The organism is Alteromonas salexigens (assembly GCF_025628895.1).
Lineage (GTDB): Bacteria > Pseudomonadota > Gammaproteobacteria > Enterobacterales > Alteromonadaceae > Alteromonas > Alteromonas salexigens.
Window position 1 is genome coordinate 130,826 of the sequence record NZ_JAOTJC010000007.1, and the last position, 21,548, is coordinate 152,373.

At 53.6% G+C, this 21,548-nt stretch carries 18 protein-coding genes; 8 read left to right on the top strand and 10 right to left on the bottom strand.

All coding sequences use genetic code 11. The annotated features are described in order from the left end of the window. Nucleotides 1-47 precede the first annotated feature (47 nt). Together panB and panC are read left to right on the top strand one after the other, a co-directional pair. Nucleotides 48-842 carry a 3-methyl-2-oxobutanoate hydroxymethyltransferase gene (panB, locus tag OCL06_RS08050; RefSeq protein WP_262993267.1) on the top strand — a complete coding sequence of 265 codons (795 nt, stop codon included), beginning with the start codon at nt 48-50 and terminating at the stop codon, nt 840-842. A 3-nt stretch (nt 843-845) separates the two neighbouring features. Then, nucleotides 846-1,706: a pantoate--beta-alanine ligase gene (gene panC, locus OCL06_RS08055; protein ID WP_262993269.1), complete on the top strand. Its 861-nt coding sequence runs from the start codon at nt 846-848 to the stop codon at nt 1,704-1,706. 13 nt (nt 1,707-1,719) lie between these two features. Here panC and panP read toward each other — a convergent pair whose 3' ends face one another. Continuing rightward, nucleotides 1,720-3,357 carry a pyridoxal-dependent aspartate 1-decarboxylase PanP gene (panP, locus tag OCL06_RS08060; RefSeq protein ID WP_262993271.1) on the bottom strand — a complete coding sequence of 546 codons (1,638 nt, stop codon included), beginning with the start codon at nt 3,355-3,357 and terminating at the stop codon, nt 1,720-1,722. 340 nt (nt 3,358-3,697) lie between these two features. On the opposite strand from panP, the gene OCL06_RS08065 reads away from it, so the two are divergent. Next, nucleotides 3,698-4,417: an EAL domain-containing protein gene (locus OCL06_RS08065; RefSeq protein ID WP_262993273.1), complete on the top strand. Its 720-nt coding sequence runs from the start codon at nt 3,698-3,700 to the stop codon at nt 4,415-4,417. A 16-nt stretch (nt 4,418-4,433) separates the two neighbouring features. Here the strand turns inward: OCL06_RS08065 and trmB are convergent, their stop codons facing one another. Genes trmB through OCL06_RS08080 form a run of 3 tightly spaced genes read right to left on the bottom strand, consistent with a single transcriptional unit; the run spans nt 4,434 to nt 6,866 of the window. After that, nucleotides 4,434-5,111 carry a tRNA (guanine(46)-N(7))-methyltransferase TrmB gene (gene trmB / locus OCL06_RS08070; protein WP_262993275.1) on the bottom strand — a complete coding sequence of 226 codons (678 nt, stop codon included), beginning with the start codon at nt 5,109-5,111 and terminating at the stop codon, nt 4,434-4,436. Continuing rightward, nucleotides 5,111-5,935, bottom strand: coding sequence for an ABC transporter permease (locus OCL06_RS08075; protein WP_262993278.1), 825 nt, complete (start codon nt 5,933-5,935; stop codon nt 5,111-5,113). Before OCL06_RS08075 ends, trmB begins: the two co-directional genes overlap by 1 nt. A gap of 1 nt (nt 5,936) precedes the next feature. After that, nucleotides 5,937-6,866 (bottom strand): ABC transporter ATP-binding protein, encoded by a 930-nt coding sequence (locus tag OCL06_RS08080; protein ID WP_262993281.1) that lies wholly within the window; start codon nt 6,864-6,866, stop codon nt 5,937-5,939. A 287-nt stretch (nt 6,867-7,153) separates the two neighbouring features. Here OCL06_RS08080 and OCL06_RS08085 point away from each other — a divergent pair, with 287 nt between their 5' ends. Next, nucleotides 7,154-7,753, top strand: a complete 600-nt coding sequence (locus tag OCL06_RS08085) for a carboxymuconolactone decarboxylase family protein (RefSeq protein WP_262993283.1) — start codon at nt 7,154-7,156, stop codon at nt 7,751-7,753. Here OCL06_RS08085 and pdsO read toward each other — a convergent pair. After that, nucleotides 7,750-8,466, bottom strand: a complete 717-nt coding sequence (gene pdsO / locus OCL06_RS08090; RefSeq protein WP_262993285.1) for a sortase-associated OmpA-like protein PdsO — start codon at nt 8,464-8,466, stop codon at nt 7,750-7,752. The two genes, OCL06_RS08085 and pdsO, sit on opposite strands and share 4 nt — an antisense overlap. A gap of 352 nt (nt 8,467-8,818) precedes the next feature. Between pdsO and pdsR the strand changes: the two genes are divergently transcribed. Next, nucleotides 8,819-9,511, top strand: coding sequence for a proteobacterial dedicated sortase system response regulator (gene pdsR, locus OCL06_RS08095; protein WP_262993288.1), 693 nt, complete (start codon nt 8,819-8,821; stop codon nt 9,509-9,511). Nucleotides 9,512-9,513: 2 nt separating this feature from the next. Next, nucleotides 9,514-11,694 carry a proteobacterial dedicated sortase system histidine kinase gene (gene pdsS / locus OCL06_RS08100; RefSeq protein ID WP_262993863.1) on the top strand — a complete coding sequence of 727 codons (2,181 nt, stop codon included), beginning with the start codon at nt 9,514-9,516 and terminating at the stop codon, nt 11,692-11,694. Between the two features lie 136 nt (nt 11,695-11,830). Here pdsS and OCL06_RS08105 read toward each other — a convergent pair whose 3' ends face one another. After that, nucleotides 11,831-12,901, bottom strand: coding sequence for a CNNM domain-containing protein (locus tag OCL06_RS08105; protein ID WP_262993290.1), 1,071 nt, complete (start codon nt 12,899-12,901; stop codon nt 11,831-11,833). Between the two features lie 188 nt (nt 12,902-13,089). Here OCL06_RS08105 and OCL06_RS08110 point away from each other — a divergent pair, with 188 nt between their 5' ends. After that, nucleotides 13,090-13,785, top strand: a complete 696-nt coding sequence (locus OCL06_RS08110) for an esterase/lipase family protein (protein WP_262993292.1) — start codon at nt 13,090-13,092, stop codon at nt 13,783-13,785. A 33-nt stretch (nt 13,786-13,818) separates the two neighbouring features. Here OCL06_RS08110 and OCL06_RS08115 read toward each other — a convergent pair whose 3' ends face one another. Together OCL06_RS08115 and OCL06_RS08120 are read right to left on the bottom strand one after the other, a co-directional pair. Beyond that, complete coding sequence (locus tag OCL06_RS08115) at nt 13,819-15,021, bottom strand: SO_0444 family Cu/Zn efflux transporter (protein ID WP_262993294.1); 1,203 nt, start codon at nt 15,019-15,021, stop codon at nt 13,819-13,821. A gap of 102 nt (nt 15,022-15,123) precedes the next feature. Next, a complete protein-coding gene (locus OCL06_RS08120; RefSeq protein WP_262993296.1) occupies nt 15,124-16,794 on the bottom strand; it encodes a carbon starvation CstA family protein in 1,671 nt (556 codons plus the stop codon). Between the two features lie 369 nt (nt 16,795-17,163). Here OCL06_RS08120 and OCL06_RS08125 point away from each other — a divergent pair, with 369 nt between their 5' ends. Then, the gene (locus OCL06_RS08125; protein ID WP_262993299.1) at nt 17,164-18,009 is read left to right on the top strand and encodes a VOC family protein; all 846 of its coding nucleotides are present in this window, start codon (nt 17,164-17,166) and stop codon (nt 18,007-18,009) included. Nucleotides 18,010-18,172: 163 nt separating this feature from the next. Here OCL06_RS08125 and tuf read toward each other — a convergent pair whose 3' ends face one another. Further along, nucleotides 18,173-19,357, bottom strand: coding sequence for an elongation factor Tu (tuf, locus tag OCL06_RS08130; protein ID WP_262992368.1), 1,185 nt, complete (start codon nt 19,355-19,357; stop codon nt 18,173-18,175). Nucleotides 19,358-19,420: 63 nt separating this feature from the next. Further along, a complete protein-coding gene (gene fusA / locus OCL06_RS08135; protein WP_262993302.1) occupies nt 19,421-21,523 on the bottom strand; it encodes an elongation factor G in 2,103 nt (700 codons plus the stop codon). Between the last annotated feature and the right edge of the window lie 25 nt (nt 21,524-21,548).

Here is a 21,548-nt window from a genome sequence, read left to right on the forward strand (position 1 = left end):
AATCCGTATAGTTCGCTCTTCAACCTACCGACACTGGGATAGTTGCTATGAAAACCGTCACGGTCTCTGGCTTACTTGCCAAAAAACAAGCCGGTGAAAAAATTACCGCACTGACTGCCTACGATGCCAGTTTTGCAAAAATGTTCGATGAACAAGGCATTGACGCCATGCTGATTGGCGACTCGCTGGGCATGGTGTTACAAGGTGAGGCTGACACCCTGCCGGTTACGGTAGAAGATATCGCCTATCACACCCGGGCGGTGCGCCGGGGTACTCAGCGAGCGTTTGTACTCGCCGATATGCCCTTCATGAGCTACAGCACGCCCCCTTACGCTTACCGTAACGCCGCTACCCTGATGGCAGCGGGCGCCAGCATGGTAAAACTGGAAGGTGGCAGCTGGCTGGCAGAAACCGTCACCGGGCTGGTGCAGCGGGGCGTACCGGTATGTGCGCATCTGGGCCTCACCCCACAGTCGGTCCACGTGTTTGGTGGGTTTAAAGTGCAGGGACGTGAACAGGACAAAGCCGATACCCTGCTTAAGGAGGCGCTGGCGTTACAGGAAGCCGGTGCTCAGTTGCTGGTGCTGGAATGCGTACCGGCTGCGCTGGGTAAAGCGGTGGCAGACAAGCTGACCATTCCGGTGATCGGCATCGGTGCCGGCAAAGACACTGACGGTCAGATCCTGGTGATGCACGACATGTTCGGCATCAGCGCCAACTATATGCCGAAGTTTTCAAAAAATTATCTGGCAGAAACCGGCGATATGCGCAAGGCCGTAAAAAAATATATCGACGACGTTCACGCCGGCGAATTCCCTTCTGCCGCCCACAGCTTTGAATAAACTATGCAGCTCTATACCGACATACCCTCACTGCGCGATTGTCGCGCACAATGGCACCGCGACGGTCTGAATGTAGGCTTTGTCCCCACCATGGGCAACCTGCATGACGGTCACCTGAAACTGGTGCGAGAGGCCAAGCGCTACTGCGATAAAGTGGTGGTCAGTATCTTCGTCAACCCCATGCAGTTTGGGGCAAATGAAGATTTAGATGCGTATCCCCGCACCCTGGATGAAGATCGGGAAAAGTTAGCGGCCCTCGAGGTCGATGGCTTGTTCCTGCCCACCGTAGCCACCATGTATCCCAAAGGCTTGGCTGAACAGACATTTGTGGAGGTGCCCGGCATTTCCGACATGGTTTGTGGAGCCAGCCGCCCGGGTCACTTCCGGGGTGTGGCCACGGTGGTCACCAAGCTGTTTAATATGGTACAGCCGGATCATGCGTTTTTTGGCGAGAAAGATTATCAGCAGTTGCAGGTCATTCGAGCGCTGGCAGAAGATTTGTCGCTGCCGGTGACTATTCACGGTGTGCCGACTGAGCGTGAAACCTCGGGACTGGCGCTCAGCTCCCGCAATGGCTACCTGACAGCAGAACAACGCACTACCGCGCCTGCCCTGTACAAACACATGCGTGCGTTGGCTACAGAACTGGCCCACGGCGATCGTAATTATGCCGGGTTAAGCGAAAAATACACTGCGGCACTGAATGCCAGCGGCTTTACTACCGACTATGTGGAAATACGCAACGCGGTGAATCTGGCACCGGCCACCCGTGACGATAACGAACTGGTGGTACTGATAGCCGCATTTTTGGGCCGCACCCGCCTGATTGATAATACCCGGGTGACGGTTACCGGCTCAGACTAAGCCAGTAGCGCGGCTACCCGCGAGAGGCTTCGGTCAGCGGGCTATCCTGGTTAACCAGTGCCTGCCAGTCGCTGGTTTGCTTGGCCAGCAGGTGTTGTTCGGCCAGTATTGCGGCTAAGTCGTTGTGGGTGGTGAGTGGGTTGGCCAGTACAACCCGAAATACGGTAATCGACTGGTCAGGATAATCCGGGGCTTCCAGACGGGTCCGGGAAACAAACGATTTCCCCGCTTCCCGTTGTTGTTTCTGTACCTTTACCACCAGCTTATCGACTTTCTCATTGAGCGCTTCCCGCGTGTGTTTATCCACCTTGCCCAGTGCTTCCTGAACACTATCCGGACATACCCGGTAAGTAAGTAATGACAAACGCGGAGAAGTAACCAGTTCGAAATCCGGATGGCGGCTGATCATGTCCGCAAAGGTGCGGGCTTTTTCAATGCTTTGATCAATAAGCAGCTCGTAACCCCTACGGCCAAATATGTGCAAGGAGGCATACACCATCATGGCCATGCCGTTGCGAGAGCCTTCCAGGGTAGTCGCCCCCAGATCTTTGGAGCCTTCCCGTAAAATATACTGAGCGTGATGACGCACGGTATTGGCGTCTTCAGCGTCTTTAAACAAGGCCATGCCCGCGCCCATTGGCACGTACATTTGTTTATGAGCGTCGATGGTCACCGAGTCGGCCCGTTCGATGCCCTGTAAGCGGTGGCGATACCGCTTGGAAAACAGCGTGGCGCCACCCCAGGCCGCGTCCACATGGAACCAGCAACCCAGCTCTTTAGCTACGTCGGCCAGTTCATCAAGGGGGTCGACATGTCCGGTTTCAGTGGTACCGCCAATCCCGACGATAGCCAGCAATTTGTTGCCTTGCTCCTGATAGCGCTTGCCTGCGGCCAGTGCTTCTTCCGGGCGCAGGGTCTGCTCCGGGCACGGCAGCGCCAGCAACTGATCGCGGCCAATGCCGAGGGCATCTACCGACTTTGATAACGAGTAGTGACCCCGCTTCGAACACATTACGCCAACATTGTTAACGTCATACGCGCGGTAGGCAGCAGGGAGTCCCGCCCGGGCGACGCCGGCAAAGCCCGGCTTCGGACCCAGCATCTTATTTCTGGCTACCCACAGGGCAGTAATATTCGCCACGGTGCCGCCTGAGCAAAACGCTCCCAGCGCATGTCGGGCACTGTGCAGGTGCTCAGTGTAATAACTATCCGGACGGTCATAAATGAGGTTGTGCATCATACCCAGCACCTGGCGCTCCAGGGGAGTAAATGCCTTGGATGTCTCGATCTTTACCAGGTTCTGATTCAGTCCCACCAACAGTTTAGCCAGCGGCAGATGAAAGTAAGGTAACGCCGAGGTCATATGACCAATAAACGTAGGCGAGTAGGTGTTTACCGAATGCGCCACCAGTTTATCCAGCAGCGTTTCCGCATGCGAAGACACAAACTCCGGCGACTCGGGAACTTTGGGATCAGAAAAATCCTGCTCGATTTCTTCCAGCGAGGTCTTTTTGGTCACCACATGCTGAGACAGAAAATCCAGAATATTGTCTGAAAGATGCTGCTCAATCTGGGCCAGTTTGGAGTCTTTGTGCTCAGGTTTGGTAAAAACCCGAAACAAGTGCTGCAGACTAACTTGCGCTTCACCCACTCAACACACCTCATTAATTGCTGACGATGTTAGTCAGTCTGACTAACGTTGCCGGCTTGCATTTTGCCACCGATGAACGAATTGACAGGCGTTTGGTAAACTTAGCAGCCGTCTTACAAAGAGGCGAACTTTACCTCAGAACAGCCCTGACGCCAAGATCCATTCACCTGTTGCCACCACAAAGTGACCCGGACCGGCCATAGTACACCGTATTTTACTGTTCTGCAGGAGGCAGCGACTAATTTTAAGGGACGGATGAGACGCAGTACCCGTGTTCCTGTATTGGTATTTCCCTTGCCTCTGCTATAGTCACTATATTGGGAACTCAGGAACATGGACCATGCCTATACGAGAGGTCACCGAGGGCGTAGCGCTCGATAATATCGTACCGTATTTTCAGCCCATTCTGGATTTACAGAACCAGCGCGTGTGGCGATACGAGTGCCTGGCACGGCTAATCACACAAAGTGATAAAACATTTTTACCCAGCGAATTTCTGTATCTACTGGAACGTAACAACCACGTGCATGAGCTTACCGAAACCATGTTTTGCCAGAGTGCAAAATATTTTGAGGAAGTGAACATGCCCTGGAATATCAATCTGGATGCCACCGATCTTGCCAACAATACGTTAACGCAGAAACTGATGGCCCATTTAGCCAATTACCCCAATGCACACCGGGTCAGCGTCGAGGTCAGTGCCAGTACCGCCATGAAAAACCTGCGCCAGCTGGAGACCTTTCTTGATCGCAGCCTGCATAGTGGTCTCGGCGTGTTCATTGATAACGTAGGAAACTCACCGGGCAATATTAAGACCCTGTTGAATCTGCCCATTCGGGGGATAAAGCTGGCCGGTGGTCTCATTCGTCACTATGGCGCGCACAGTGAAGTCAGGGAATTTGTCGATAATGTGCTGACGCTGTCCCATGAGCGTAGCATCAGTGTGGTAGCGGAGCACATAGAGACCGAAGCAGAGCTGGAACAGGTGCGACAGTTACCCATTCGCTATGCGCAGGGCTATTTGTTCAGCAGGCCGGCGCCCACTCCCACCCGGCACTAGCGAGCGGGTTCGCCGCTCACTCGCTTTCTTCCGGCTGACAGGTCAGTTTCCAACAGGTCTGGCCGCTACGCTGATACTTTCGTTCAAACGGGGTAAAGGCGTCGTCATCGCGCACTTCGCTGAGTGTGGAGGCCAGCCCGTAATGGGCGCTGGCCTGCGCAAACTCCATCAGATACAGCGGCCAGTTGCTGCGTACCTCAACGTAAGGACACAGAGCCATCAGATCAGCCATGGCGGCACAGGCATACCAGCGCTTCTGAATGTGTGCACGTTTAGGGTAAGGGTTCGGATAAAGCAGATAATGCCGGGCCACTGTCCAGTCAGACTGGCGCAGTAACCGCCAGAAGTCATTGACATCGGCGCGGATCACCCGGTAGTTGTCGCAACCGGCCGCGTAGCTGGTATGTTTATCGACTCGTTGGGCGGACTTGTCCAAACCCAGTATACGGTAATCAGGAAACTGTTCCGCCAGCCGTGCCGTGCTCTCTCCTACCCCGCAGCATGAGTCCAGAATGAGCGGGCCGCGGTAATCTCCCAGCCACGCACAGGCTTCGTCGAACGCTGCCTGCGTATGTGCACCGATCGGCTTTTTATTTTCAGCCTGTTGGTAGCGCAGTACCAGCTCATCGAGTTTTTCGTGGATCCCGGTCTGGTTAGTGGTGATACTGCGTGAATTACCGCCTTCCCCGCTCATCAGCTACGAATTCCCTTGCCGGTTTTAAGCAGGTAGTAAGCTACACTGAACAGCAGCGCGTTAAAGCCCACCAATAGCGTCAGCGAAACCACAATCCCGACATCAGACACGCCCAGGAAGCCATAACGGAAACCATTCACCATATACACAATGGGGTTTGCTTTACTGACCCACTGCCAGAACTCCGGCAACAGGGTAAGCGAATAAAATACGCCCCCCAGGTAGGTCAGTGGCGTCAGCACAAAGGTGGGCACCATACTTATGTCGTCAAAGGTTTTTGCGAACACCGCATTAATTAACCCCGCTGTGGCAAACAGGGTGGAGGTCAGAATGAGCGTGACCACGATCACTGCCAGATTGTGAATTTGCACATCCACAAAGAACAACGAGACCAGTGTGACAATAATACCGATGAGTATGGCCCGGGCCACACCGCCCCCGACATACCCCAGAATAATCACCGTGGTAGGCACGGGCGCCACCAGCAGCTCTTCAACGTTACGCTGAAACTTGGCACTGAAGAACGAGGACGACACATTCGAGTAGGAGTTGGTGATTACCGACATCATGATTAAGCCGGGGACAATGAATTCCATATAGGTAAAGCCGCCCATCTGGCCAATCCGATCCCCTATCAGGCTACCGAATATAATGAAATACAGGCTCATGGTAATGGCCGGTGGTACCAGTGTCTGAACCCAGATGCGCAGGAACCGGGTACATTCTTTTATCCAGATGGTAGTCAGCGCTACCCAGTTCTGGGCAAACCAGCCTTTACTGTCGGCGTGCTGGGCCGGCTGTGAATCAGTGTTTGGTTGTGACATTTTACGCCTCCTTCAATGCGGCTTCGGCGTCTTCAACAAGTCGCACAAATAACTCTTCCAGACGGTTTGCTTTATTACGCATACTCAGCACCTGGATCCCCTGCTCAGTGAGCTGAGTAAAGACCGGGTTGAGCCCCTCTGATTTTTCTACATCTACCTCCAGCGTATGCGCATCAACCAGTCGGTATTCGAACCCGTTCAGGCTAGGCTGAGACTGGGTCTCACTGATGTCTAATATAAAGGTTTCGATGTTCAGTTTGGCTAACAGTGACTTCATACTGGTGTTTTCGACAATTTGCCCTTTGTTAATGATGGCAATATTGCGGCACAGCATTTCCGCCTCTTCCAGATAGTGGGTGGTGAGAATAATGGTAATGCCCTGACGGTTAATCTCTTTTAAGAAGCCCCACATGGAACGGCGAATTTCGATATCCACACCGGCTGTGGGCTCATCCAGGATCAGGAGACGGGGCTCGTGCATTAGTGCTCTGGCAATCATTAAGCGACGCTTCATGCCGCCGGACAGCTCCCGCGCCCGGGCATCCCGTTTTTCCCACAGATCCAGCTGGGCAAGATATTTTTTGGCCCGCTCTTTAGCCAGGTCGCGGGGCACCCCGTAATAGCCAGCCTGATTCAGGACAATCTGCAACACGGTTTCAAACTGGTTGAAGTTAAATTCTTGAGGCACCAGGCCGATGCAGGCTTTCGCCGCTTCTTTTTCAGTGTGCAGGTCGTAACCAAACACTTTAGCCTGACCCGCAGTGGGGTTCACCAGCGAACTGATTATGCCGATGGTGGTGGACTTACCTGCGCCATTCGGCCCAAGCAGTGCGAAGAAGTCACCCTCTTCTACCGTGAGGTCGACACCTTTAAGCGCTTGCACGCCACCTTTATAGGTCTTGGCTAACCCCGAAATATCTAATGCTTTCATTCACAAACCTGTAGATGTGTTACTGAACGTCGTAATGCCTACGTACCGGTTGCTTTATTGACCAGTTTCGCAGCGCTATGCAGCCAGACAGAAAATTTGTCGTGTGTAAGTGCGACCGAACTGCCGGTTTTCAACCCCACCGGCCCGGATGACTGGCATGGCCCTGACGGGGGATGTTATCCCTGACAGGACTGGGCTACACTGGGTTACCGTGGTCGGGCGCAGTCTGTCTCTGACAGGCCTGACAAAAACAACAATAACCGACTTTCCACGACAGCGAGGACATTATGGCACATTTATCCCCCCTTCCGGCAGACACCACCGACGAACTGGCAGACGATTTCGCCGTGTTTATCGATATTCTGGGCTTTGTGCCCAATAGCCTGCTCACCATGCAGCGCCGCCCAGAGATGGTAAAAGGGTTTGCGGCGCTGACCCGCGGCGTGATGGCACCGGACAGCACGGTCGATCTTGGCTTTAAACGACTGCTTGCGCATTTTGCCAGCCGCGCCGCCGGCTGCCAGTACTGTGAAGCACATTCGCTGATTGCCGCGGGCCTACATGGCGTGAGCGATGAGAAGGTCGCTGCGGTGTGGGAGTATCAGACCCATCCGGCATACACTGAGGCAGAGCGGGTGGCGTTAGACTTTGCGCTGGCGGCAGGCAGCGTACCGAATCAGGTCGATGACGCGTTAATGGCCAGAATGAAGGCGCACTGGGATGAAGGCCAGATTGTGGAAATTCTGGGAGCTGTAAGCCTGTATGGTTTTCTTAACCGCTGGAATGATTCGCTGGCTACAGAGCTGGAGTCCACCCCCGCCGAGCTCGGCCGACGCGTGCTGAGCAAGGGAGGATGGACAGGGGGTAAACATGTGTCGTCGGATTAACGCTGAGCGGTAAGGGTTTCGCCTTCCTCAGCAATGTGGAGTACTACGCGGCGGTCAAAGAACGTGTCCTCATAGGATTCTGCCCGGCTCTCCTGTTCGCCCACCGCCACGGTGAGGATCTGGTTGGCCGCCACACCCTGACCGGTGAGATACTTTTTCACGCTCAGTGCACGCTGCATGGACAATGCCTGGTTAAATGCAGCATCCCCACGGTTATCGGCATGCCCGGTTAGTCTGATGGTCAGGCTGGGATGTTGTGTGAGTGACTTAGCGATACGGTCAAGCTGCCCCTCAAACTCAGGCTCAATGGTCACAGAGCCGGTTTTAAACTGCACACTGCTCTCCAACGCCAGCACTTTATACTCTGGCTCAGCCTGGTAATTCACCCGGGTGAGACGGGCTTGCTGCTGCATGCCGGCAAGTTCATCATGCATCGCAAATAACGCTTCCTGGGTTTCGTTTAATGCTTCGCGGGACGCGGCCAGCTCAGCATTTTGTACCTGGTCATTGCCAATCATGGCGCCGAACACCGCCGCTACGATCGCGCCGGCCGGACCGGCAATGATGGTGCCGACCACCGCGCCGGTCCCCAGCCCGATAGCCACTTCTTTGTCGCCGCGGGTGGTCTCCTTAGCCGCCGCAGCAGGCATGGATAACGCCACTGAAAGCAGGCCGGCAGTCAGTAAAGAGTGGGAAGATTTTATTTGCAACATGTTAACGCTCCTGAGAAAAAGGCACTGCACACCGGGTTAATGTGTGTGCAGTGCAACGGGTCTATGGAAGGTATTACACAGGGCAATTGCGTCTTGTTGATGTGAAGGTTAAGGCAATACGATGAACAAACCGGGCGCTTTATGACACATTCAGGCCACCAATCCATCCTTTATAGCGTGGCAATAGGTGACGGGCGCCTGTCAGCGAATGCTCAAGAGGTGTAATCGTGCCGGGTCACCTCGAAAGATTGTGGCAGAATAGTGGCATCATTCTGGATTTTATGCCGAACTCAGGCGGGCAGGATGACTCTTAAGGTATAGTGTCGGCACAATAAGACGTGAAGGAAGTAGCATGCCAAGAACCATCGCCTTAGTCGAAGACGATCCGGCCATCCGCGAAAATTACGTGGCGGCGCTGAAGAATCAGGGTTATGAAGTAAACGCGTTTGCCGACCGGCCCAGTGCCTCGGCGGCGTTTGCGCAGACATTACCTGATCTGGCTATTATCGACATTGGATTACAGGAGGAGATGGAAGGCGGGTTTGTACTCTGTCAGCAACTACGTCAACTCTCCCAGTCGCTGCCCATTATTTTCTTTACCGCCCGGGACAATGACGTGGATACCATCAGTGGCCTGCGCATGGGTGCTGATGATTACCTGACCAAAGACATCAGTATGGCACATCTGCTGGCCCGGATAGCGGCGCTGTTTCGGCGTACGGATCTGCTGGCTGCACCTAAGCAACAGAGTGAACAGGTGCGGGTGGGCCACTTGCAGGTAGATGTCAGCCGCATGACCGTCAGCTGGAAAGGCCAGCCGGTGGCGTTGACAGTCACCGAGTTCTGGATGCTCCACGCCTTAATCAAACACCCCGGCCATGTCAAAAGTCGTCAGCAACTGATGGATGAGTCCCGAATGGTGGTCGATGACACCACTATCACCTCACATATCAAGCGCATGCGCAAAAAATTCCTTCAGCTCGATGACACCTTCGATCATATAGATACCGTGTACGGTATGGGCTACCGCTGGCAAAATCACTGATGATGCGTGTGCGTTTTTCTATTCGTTTACAGCTCTTGCTGTTGTCGCTGTTCCTGTTTGCTATCCCCTGGCTGGGTTATAAGTATGTGTGGGAGCTGGAGCAGTATCTGAGAACCGGTCAGGAGCAGACCATGGTGGGCACCGCACGCGCGGTTGCCACGGCATTGCATGAGCGTCCGGCTCTGTTTGACAGTCAGTCGTCGTATTTACAAACCGTCAGGCCAGGCACCGACTTATACGCAGCCCCGATTGACGCCCCTGTCCGGCTTGATGGGGAACTCACCGACTGGCAGCAGTTCACACCGCTGGCGCAACAGTATGGTGACGGGCAGGTGGTGAACTGGTTTCAGTCTACTTTCCCGCGTCCACCGGTTAGTCTGTCGTTTCAGCACATGGTCGGTCGCTATGGACAGTATCTGTATGCCATGTTTGCCGTTACCGACGATCGGGTTGTGTGGCGTGGTAAGAATAGCCTGAGCATCGACCGAAGTGATCACTTACTCATTGGACTGACGACAGACAGTGGCAAGCTCCAGCGCTTTATTATTGCGCCGTTCGACGCCGGTTGGGTGAACGCCTACCGGCTGGATGACGACTTAAGCCGCTACCGTGCCGCCGACAACGAACTGCGGATCCAGGGGCGCTGGGTGCGCACGGAAGACGGCTACAACATTGAGTTGCGCTTCCCCCTGGAAATGACGTCCGGCGCACTGGCCTTCGCCGTAGTGGACGTAGATGACCCGGCGAGCCGTACGAAGCAGTATGCCATTGGTACCGCCAACCCCAACACTTCAGATGGTCTGGGCACAGTAGTCACGCCGTCTCCGGAAATAGAGCGCATACTGGCAGGCCTTAAATACGCCGACTCCCGGGTTTGGGTAGTCGATAAACATAAGCGGGTGCTGGCCAGAGCGGGCGACCTGCAATCGTCGGCTGGGTTTCGAACCCGCCAGCGCCCTGCCAGCGAGAATTCCTGGTGGCGCTGGATTGAACAGACCTGGTTGCTGCCCCTGTACTATCACATTCTGACTAAACCCCCGGCAGAGTTTGTGGATGACATGGCCGATGCCTACGCGCTGGCAGGCAAAGATATTACGGCTGCGCTCAACGGTGAGCCCGACTCCCTGTGGCGTCTGACCCCCGATAATAAGGCCGTGGTGTTATCTGCGGCCTATCCTATTTACATTGATGACACTGTCATGGGCGCGGTGGTGGTCGAACAGACTACCCACGGCATCCGCACCCTGCGAAACCGGGCCCTGGAAGAGTTGTTTCACGTTATTTTGGCGGTGATGCTGTTGGGCACTGCCGGCCTGCTATTGTTTGCAAACCGCATTTCGTCACGCATTCGCAAACTACGGGACGACACCGAAGCGGTGATTGACGATAACGGAAAAATTGTCGGCACACTGGCGCCGGCCAGACAACGGGATGAAATTGGTGATCTCTCCCGGGCCTTTGCAGATGTGCTCTCCCGTCTGCAGCAATACAATTCATACCTGGAAAATATGGCCTCGCGACTGTCCCATGAACTGCGCACCCCTATCGCCGTAGTGAAGTCCTCACTGGATACCCTCGCACAGGTAGATGACCGCCTGGAGCAGGCTGTCTTCGTACAGCGTGCGCAAACCGGTATCAGCCGGTTAAGTACAATTCTGAACAGCATGAGTGAAGCCACCCGGCTGGAGCATGCCATTGCCCAGGAAGACATTGAAACCTTTGATGTCACCAAGGTGCTGTCGGGGTGTGTGGCCGGATACCAATACGCCTACGCAAACCGGCCCTTTCAGCTGAAAGGAGCTGAAGAACCGATGCTGATAAAAGGGTCTCCGGAACTGTTTGCACAAATGCTGGATAAAATTGTGGCCAATGCTACTGAGTTCAGTAACACCCAGGACAGTATCGTGCTAAACGCGTGGCGTGATGGCAAGTCAGCGCACGTAAGTGTGACCAATTCCGGCCCCACCCTGCCCGATGGCATGAAAAGTCAGTTGTTACAGTCCATGGTATCGGTACGTCCCGAGGGCAGTCGTCAGCAGGAAACCGCCCATCCGCACCTGGGACTGGGGTTGTATATTGCCAATATGATAGCCCAGTTTCATAAGGGTAGCCTGACGCTGAACAACCTGCCTGACAATACCGGCGTATGTGTGGTCATTACCCTGCCACTGAGCGCACCCTAACCCTGATTCTGTTTGCCGGCTGACCAGCATGCCTGAGGTCAGTGGCGAGTTACGCACCAACAGCACCCATCATTTAGGTATGTGGAAAAGCTTACTGGCTGAAGTGCCAGAATAGGGTCCCTTGGGCCTGCCCGGCTTACCCGCCTTTCAGCGCATCATCCGGCGCATTTTTCACCATCATCCGCTCGCGACGACGGTTCATCATTTTGGCCAGCCGGCGCATACTGACGGTGGCGTCTTTCTCATCGACAATATCCACTCCCAACAGCCGCTCCAGTAAATCTTCCAGCGTGATCACGCCCTCCAGGCCACCGTACTCATCCACTACCAGCAACATATGCACCCGCTTATTCAGGAAGTGTTCGAAGGTGCCTGACAGCGGCATACTCCCCAGTATAGTCACCATGTCTTTTGCATACTCACTGAGTGGCTTATCGGTATTGCCCCGGGCCTGGGCTACCAGCAAGTCAGATCGCATGACATAGCCGGTGACCTCTTCAGAGTCATTGTCGGCGTAGACCGGAATACGGGAGTATTCAATGTGGGCATGTTTATGAAAGAACGCTTCTACCGACATTGTTTCCGGTACCGAAAACATGGCTGTGCGGTGGGTGATGGCATCTTTTACCTTAAATTCATGCAGGGTCAGCAAACTCTGCAGGAATGCCGCTTCATGGTTGGCCAGTTGCCCTTCCTGACTGGATAATTCGGCCATGGCCTGGAGTTCGTTTCGGCTGAGACCGCGCAGCGGGCTGTCTTCTTTAAAGCCCCGGGTAAGCAGCTCGGACATGACCACAAACGGCTTTAGCACCATGGTCAGGTATTTAAGGAAATAGGCAGTGACCGGTGCCAGCGCACGCCAGTATGTGGCGCCCAGTGTTTTGGGGATGATCTCAGAGAAAATCAGGATGAGCAGGGTCAGTACGGCAGAAATCACGCCCAGATAGGCGTCGCCGAATACCGCTGCCGCCTGAGCACCTGCGCCTGCGGCCCCCATGGTATGGGCAATTGTATTCAGGGTAAGAATGGCAGACAAGGGACTGTTTATATTATCGGTCAGGCGACGTAGTAACGCACCGCTGGGGCGCTTTTCTTTTTCCAGCACCGAAATATAGGCTGACGACACACTAAGAATGACCGCCTCGGCAATAGAGCAAAGAAATGAAAAGCCCAGTGCAATAAGCACGTACACAATCAATAAAAACATGGATCCCTTTTCGCTGTCAGCGATAACTGAGTGAATGTCTATTATGGGGGACTGAGCGGGATGTACAAGTCCAGTACGTCGAAAAGCGTTGATTCCCTTTCCCTGTTACAGCACCAAAGTACTATGGAGAGAACCCGCTGTAGCACCTAGCCTTGTTAACAAGTTTATAACAACACCCAAGGTGGTCTATGCGCACTCTGTTACGTTGCCTAATTATAACCCTATTACTGACTGCAACCAGTCATGTTTACGCGCAGTGTCGTGATCCTGTGGTGCTGGTGCATGGCAATACGGCCACCCCGGCGAGCTGGGATAACACGGTGGCGGCGTTAACGGCAGCGGGCTACCGCAGCAGCGATATATACCTGCCTGACTGGGGCTCTAAAGCATGTGCAGCATGCAATAATCACTACGGTAGCGAAGAAACGCCAGTGCGCCAGGCTATCAGTGATGCCATTAATGCGTCCTGCAGTGGTCAGATTGATGTCATCGGCCATTCCATGGGGGTGACGCTGGCAGCGCAACAAATTGATAAGCTTGCCGCCGCCAGTTACGTCGATGCGTTCATTGGCGTGGCCGGTGCGGCCCGCGGTCTGTGGAGTTGCGGTGTGTACCCGTATAATGTCTGGAGCAGTACCTGTGGCTACTATGGCCTGTCAGTACAGAGCCCGTTTCTGGACAGCGTGTACGGCGTAGCGTTAGGTGACCGGGTATACTCAATAAAAAGTTATATGGACCAGATTGTCTGCAGCACCGGGACCTGCACGGTAGGCGGCATTCACAGCAGCCGGCTGTGGAACGAAGATGCCTCCTTCACCTATGCACTGGGTCACTTTGGCTTACAAACCGATACCAGCAACAAACAGGTGCAATTGCTGGATTAGCAGTGAGTGCACCGCTCATTCAGCAGACGCTGCTTACGAGCAGCAGTCCTGCTGATTCGCCGGGGTCCTGCGAGCTATCCGTTGCCACACGTTACGCATCATAAGCGCCATTAGCATCACCGCACTGAGCGCATACACCGTTTGCCAGGTTGCTGAATGAAGATGACCGGCGGCAGAGCCAATGATGTACTGCTGCCATTGCAGGGCGTCTGCCAGCCAGTTCAGGGCGTAGCCGCTGACCATGCTCATGCTCACCACGGCAAATAAATACAGCGCTAGGGTACGTCTGCCCATCTCCTGATAAATCATGCCCATGGTGGAGATATTGGTGGCCGGTCCGGCCATCAGGAATACCAGGATCGCCCCGGGGGAAAGCCCGGCTGCCAGAAACCCTACCGCTAGAGGCGTCGAGGCGGTGGCACAGATATACATCGGGATCCCTACCAGCGCCATCACCAGCATCGCCAGAAAGCCGTCGCCCCATTGCGTAAGAAAGTCGGCGGGCACCCAGGTTTTTATCGCAGCCGCCAATGCCAGGCCTACCAGTAACCACACGATGATGTCGTCCAGCAAATTGCCAGTAGCATAGTTAAATACATCAGCCAGTTTGCGCTGTATACCACGCCCCCTGCCGTCCTCTGCTGAGCCACAACACGCTGCGTCTGACTCGCTGGCAGGCGGCCGGGGCGCGCAGCAATCACGTTGCTGCTCGGCTTGAGCCTGACCTGCACTGTCGCAGCATGTGTCTGCGGCTCCTGGGCTCACCCGGGGCTGACTGCCTTCGCAACAACCAGGGGGCTGGGGTTGTTTGGCTGAGCGTTCAGCGCCGCCAAATAAGCGTACCAGTACGCCTGCATAGACAGCACTGAGCACGGCGACCACTGGTCGCACTACGGCGAATACCGGACCTAATAACGCATAGGATACTGAAACACTGTCTACACCAGTTTCAGGGGTGGAGACCAGAAAGGAGACCGTGGCCGGTTTGGATGCCCCGCTTCTGCGCAGCCCCACCGCGGCAGGAATGACACCGCAGGAACACAGGGGCAGCGGAGCACCAATCACCGCGGCTTTGCCGATAGCAGAGAAGCTGGCACTTCCCATGTGCTTTTGCAAAACAGACACAGGAACCCATTCGTGCATTACACCGGCCACGAATAAGCCCAATAACAGCCAGGGTGCCGATTCAATAAAAAGCGCAAGAAAGTTGTTCAGTAACAGCGCCAGGTCAGCCATACGTCTCCGGATAATGATAACTAAGCGGGGGATATTGTAACAGAGATGAACGGGGAAAATCGCCACTGCGCGCTGTTCCGCAGTGGCGATTGCGATGATTACTTAATTAGATTCACTCCGGCGGAACCGCGCGATCACAGACCAGGCTTCCAGCATAACCAATACCGATACTACCAGTACTATCGCATCCAGAAATACCAGCAAGTAGTTTTCCGCCAGCCAGTATTCCTTGAGCTTAATAAGACCGGCAAAGAACGCCATAACCAGCACGAACAGCATGGGGATGAGGGTATATCGGGCTGGGCGTTTCATTTTAATCAGCATTACCGAGACGACCAGCAGTGTCAGACTGGCCAGGATCTGATTGGTGGATCCAAATAACGGCCAGATAATCATCCCGCCACTGCCTGACGCACCGCCGGCACCAAACGCCAGCAACAGACAACTGCCCACCGCCACAAACGTCGCTACCAGACCTTTTTTCAGCGCCTTAATATTATAAATCTCACCCCATTCCTGGATGATATAGCGCTGCAGACGCACGCCCGAGTCCATGGTGGTTCCCGCGAACAGCACCACCATGACTGCCAGAATGGTGGAAGAAAACTCCACCGGCAATCCCCAGCCTTGCTGAATAAGATTAGCACCGCCGGTAATAAAGGCATCGACACTCCCTGCGCCCAGGTGGCTGTAAATCTCATGCCATTCCTGGGGCGAAGCCGCCAGCGCTACTCCACTTACGGCCACAATGGTAATGAGAGCTAATGAGCCCTCGCCCACTGCACCCAGATACCCTACAAAGCGGACATCGGTTTCTTTATTTAGCTGTTTGGAACTGGTTCCCGACGACACAATGCCGTGAAAACCGGACACGGCGCCACAGGCAATGGTGACAAACAACAACGGGATGATACTGGGGGTATCCATGGCTGTCTGGGTATTGAATGCCGGGGCGGTAATATCGGGCATGGCGAAGAATACCGCGCCGTAGAGCAAAAACAATCCGACCAACAGCTGCATACCATTGATGAAATCGCGGGGTTGCAACAGCATCCACACCGGCAGTAATGAGGCGATTGCCGCATAGATAAACAGAATAATAATCCAGTTGGCCGTATCAGCCAGTCCAAACATGGACTCTGGCAAGCTCAGCGGAATGTAACTGCCTGCATAGACAGAGGCATAAAGCACCAGTATTCCCACCATACACAGCGGGATAAGGGCAAAATTGCGTTTCAGTAACTGTCCGATAATGAGCGCCACTGCGATAGCCGTCCAGGCCGGGAACACGGCGGTGGGTTGTGAAACGAAAGAGTTGGCGATAACCACCCCAAATACGGCATTGACCATCAGCAACACCAGGAAAACCACAATCATAAACAGTGCGCGGGAGCGCTTGCCGATAACGCTTTCGCTCAGGGCACCCATGGACTTACCTTTATGCCGGACACTGGCCCACAGGGCGCCCATATCATGGACACCGGCAAATAAGATTGTACCCAGCACGACCCATAATACCGCCGGTACCCAGCCCCAGTATACCGCAATGGCCGGGCCTACAATGGGCGCTGCACCCGCGACTGAGGTAAAATGGTGACCCCACAACACCACCTTATTGGTAGGCACATAATCTTTGCCATCCTGAAGTTCATGGGCGGGCGTGGTAAAGCTGTCATCGAGTTTAAAGATACGGGCAGCAATAAACTTCGAGTAGACAAACCAGCCCAACAGCATGCCGGCAATACCCAGAAGAACAATTGTAATTGACTGCATAGTTATCGTCCGTTTTGTTTGTTAGCGATTAGATTAACGAATTCACTGATGCCAGGTGGCAGCCAGCGCGTGTATGTCGCCCGGTGAACACTCACCGTGGCGCAATGAATACTGCACGCAGTAAGCCCGCTATTACATCATGGCCGGGCTAAGCTGGTCGAGCTTATCAGACAAAAGTCGTAGTAGGTATTAGCCGGTAAAGTGGTAGTGCCAGTAGTGGCATCTCGCACCCGCAGTACGCCACCCGTTTCTCAGGGCATAGGTATAACATCTGCCAAACCTGTTTGCTTCCCCCACCCGCAACGACACGTCCCTGAACATACTCTATAGTTTTGTATAAGTTTGCTCCCGATCTCACAGGAAGATGACATGAAAATAATGGTTATGGTGCGCTCCACTGCCGCCTCTGAAGCGGGCACCCCTCCCACCGCGAAAATCGTCAGCGACATGAATGTATTCAATGAAAAATTACGCGAGGCTGGGGTGTTACAGCACGCAGAAGGTCTGCGCCCCAGTGAACAGGGTGTTCGGGTAGCCATTGATGGCGGCGACCGCCGGGTGGTGCACGGCCCTTTTCAGCCAGCTGATGCGCTTATTGCCGGCTACTGGGTATGGGAAGTTACTGACATGGACGAGGCGCTAGACTGGATCAATCAAAGCCCGGTGCCCATGGACGAACCCTGTATAGTAGAGCTCAGACTCTGTGAAACCACAGAAGACTTTGCCGGCATTGAAGATGCCGAAAACACGCAGAAGAACGAGGGCGAGCACGCTTACTCCCGAGCGATGCGCAACGCCACTAGCAACCCCTACCTGTTTTACGATGGCTGCTGTGAAGCGGCATTTGACTATTATGAACAGCATCTGGGTGCTGTGCGGGGTGAGTTAAACCGTTTTGCCGATAGCCCGGAGTCTTTTCCGGAAGGCATGCTACCCGATAACTACGACCAAAAAATTATGCATGCAGAATGCACTGTGGGTGATACCACTATCTACGCCTGTGACGGCGGTGGCAAAGATGGGCCTATCAGCGGCATGAGCCTGGCAGTGACCGTGGCCGATATGGACATTGCTACACGGGCGTTTAACGCACTGGCTCACGACGGGAACATTCTGATGCCCTTACAACCTGCATTTTGGTCGCCGTTATTCGGGCAGGTAAAGGATGCATTTGGCGTCACCTGGATGATAATGGTAGCTGGCCGGCCTGAGTAGCTGTAACAGATAAAACGCCATGGCTACTGGCTGGCAGAACTCAGGCTGAAACAGCCACCAAGGGACACGGCGATAATGTACCGGAACCGCCCGATACATTGCTACAGACATAAAAAAAGGCCACCGAAGTGACCTTTTTCTTGTTAAGTGCTAATCAGCGATATTATTCGATGATTTTGGCTACAACACCAGCACCTACTGTACGACCACCTTCACGGATTGCGAAGCGCAGACCTTCGTCCATCGCGATAGGCGCAATCAGTTCAACTTCGAACTTCAGGTTGTCGCCAGGCATTACCATTTCAACGCCTTCTGGCAGTTGAACAGCACCGGTCACGTCAGTTGTACGGAAGTAGAACTGTGGACGGTAGCCTTTAAAGAATGGCGTGTGACGGCCACCTTCGTCTTTGCTCAGTACGTATACTTCTGCTTCGAACTTAGTGTGAGGCGTGATTGAGCCTGGCTTCGCCAGTACCTGACCACGTTCAACTTCATCACGCTTAGTACCACGCAGCAGAACACCAACGTTCTCACCAGCACGGCCTTCGTCAAGCAGCTTACGGAACATTTCAACGCCGGTACAAGTTGTCTTGGTAGTGTCTTTCATACCAACGATTTCAACTTCTTCACCAACCTTGATGATACCCTGCTCTACACGACCAGTTACAACAGTACCACGGCCTGAGATTGAGAATACGTCTTCGATAGGCAGGATGAACGGCTTATCAATGGCACGCTCTGGCTCTGGAATGTATGAATCCAGTGCTTCGCCCAGCTCGATGATTTTCTTTTCCCACTCGGCGTCGCCTTCCAGTGCTTTCAGAGCAGAACCCTGAACTACTGGCAGGTCATCACCTGGGAAGTCGTACTCGCTTAACAGCTCACGTACTTCCATTTCTACCAGCTCAAGCAGCTCTTCATCATCTACCATGTCACATTTGTTCATGAATACGATGATGTAAGGTACGCCTACCTGACGACCCAGCAGGATGTGCTCACGAGTCTGAGGCATAGGACCGTCAGTCGCGGCAACTACCAGGATCGCGCCGTCCATCTGTGCGGCACCGGTGATCATGTTTTTAACGTAGTCAGCGTGTCCAGGACAGTCTACGTGCGCGTAGTGGCGAGTAGGAGTGTCATATTCTACGTGTGAAGTAGAGATGGTGATACCACGTGCTTTTTCTTCAGGCGCGTTATCGATTTGATCGAATGCCTGAGCTGAACCACCGTAAGTCTTAGACAGAACTGTAGTGATTGCTGCAGTCAGCGTGGTTTTACCGTGGTCAACGTGGCCGATTGTACCCACGTTTACGTGGGGTTTCGTACGTTCAAACTTTTCTTTTGCCATTTTTCTCGCTTCCTAAGTTAAAAGTCCGACCCAATATAGACCGGACCGAACCTTCATTAAGATTTAGATTCTTGCTTCAATAATAGCTTGCGCCACATTGTTCGGCGCCTCGGAATAATTGAAGAACTCCATTGAGTAAGATGCTCTGCCCTGGGTTTGTGAACGCAGATCAGTAGCATACCCAAACATTTCTGAAAGTGGCACTTTGGCACGAATAATCTTAATGCCTGCCACACCTTCATCCATTCCTTCGATCATGCCGCGACGACGATTCAGGTCACCTACGACATCACCCATCCAGTCTTCAGGAGTCGTTACTTCAACTTTCATCATAGGTTCAAGCAGGACCGGATTTGCTTCCGAGCAGCCTTGCTTAAAGCCCATTGAGCCGGCGATCTTAAACGCCATTTCAGAAGAGTCAACATCATGGTATGAACCATCGAACAGCGTTACCTTGACATCAAGTACCGGGTAACCTGCAACCACACCGTTTTGTAGCTGCTCCTGAATTCCTTTATCTACCGCCGGGATGAATTCCTTCGGAACTACACCACCCACGATATCGTTAACAAATTCGTAGCCTGCGCCTTCTTCCTGTGGCTCAATACGAAGCCACACATGGCCATACTGACCACGGCCGCCAGACTGACGAACAAATTTGCCTTCCACTTCCACTTTCTTGCGGATAGTTTCGCGGTATGCAACCTGTGGTTTACCCACGTTACATTCCACTTTAAATTCCCGCTTCATGCGATCGACAATGATGTCGAGGTGAAGTTCACCCATTCCGGAAATGATTGTCTGACCTGACTCTTCGTCAGTCTTCACATGGAAGGACGGGTCTTCGGCAGCCAGCTTACTCAGGGCCATGCCCATCTTCTCCTGGTCAGCCTGCGACTTTGGCTCTACCGCAATCGCAATCACCGGATCCGGAAACTCCATACGCTCCAGCGTAATGATATTGTTGGGGTCGCACAGGGTGTCACCGGTGGTGACATCCTTCAGACCAATTGCCGCTGCGATGTCGCCAGCACGAACTTCCTTAAGCTCGGCGCGATCTTTCGAGTGCATCTGTACAATACGACCAAAACGTTCCCGTTTGCCTTTTACCGGGTTGTATACGGTATCACCGGTATTCACCACGCCAGAGTAACAGCGGAAAAAGGTGAGCGTGCCCACAAACGGGTCGGTGGCAATCTTAAACGCCAGCGCTGAAAACGGTTCGTTATCGTCGGCATGACGCTCGGCTTCGGTTTCATTTTTGTCGTCGAGTACGCCGGTTATCGCCTTCACTTCTGTAGGCGATGGCAAATACTCAACCACGGCATCCAGTACCGCTTGTACGCCTTTGTTTTTAAAGGCACTGCCACACAGGGCCAGTACAATTTCGTTATTCAGGGTACGGATACGTAATCCCTGACGGATTTCCTCTTCGCTCAGCTCCTGGCCGTCGATGTACTTGTCCATCAGTTCTTCGGAGGCTTCCGCAGCAGCTTCTACCATTTCTGAACGGTACTGCTCGGCTTTCTCCCGGTATTCTTCTGGAATTTCTTCATAGGTAAACGTCATACCCATGTCTTCCGCGTTCCAGTTAATCGCCTTCATTTTCAGCAGGTCGATTACGCCACGAAAGTCTTCTTCAGTGCCAATGTTCAGTTGGATCGGAACACAGGTGGCACCTAAACGCTTGCGGATTTGGCCCACAACACGCTCAAAATCGGCGCCTGCCCGGTCCATCTTATTGACGAAAACCAGACGAGGCACCTCATATTTGTCAGCCTGTCGCCAGACTGTCTCTGATTGAGGCTCAACCCCGGAAGACCCACAAAAGACGACAACAGCGCCGTCCAGCACACGCAGGGAACGTTCAACTTCAATGGTGAAGTCTACGTGTCCTGGTGTATCGATGATATTAATACGATGCTGGTCGAATTGCTGCTGCATTCCAGACCAGAAGCAAGTTGTGGCGGCAGAGGTAATAGTTATCCCCCGCTCCTGTTCCTGCTCCATCCAGTCCATGGTGGCTGCGCCATCATGCACTTCACCTATTTTATGTGACAAGCCCGTGTAAAACAGAACACGTTCCGTGGTTGTGGTTTTACCCGCATCCACGTGTGCCACAATACCAATATTACGATAACGCTCAATTGAGGTCTTGCGAGGCATACGTCTCTCTCAGTTATTAAACGTT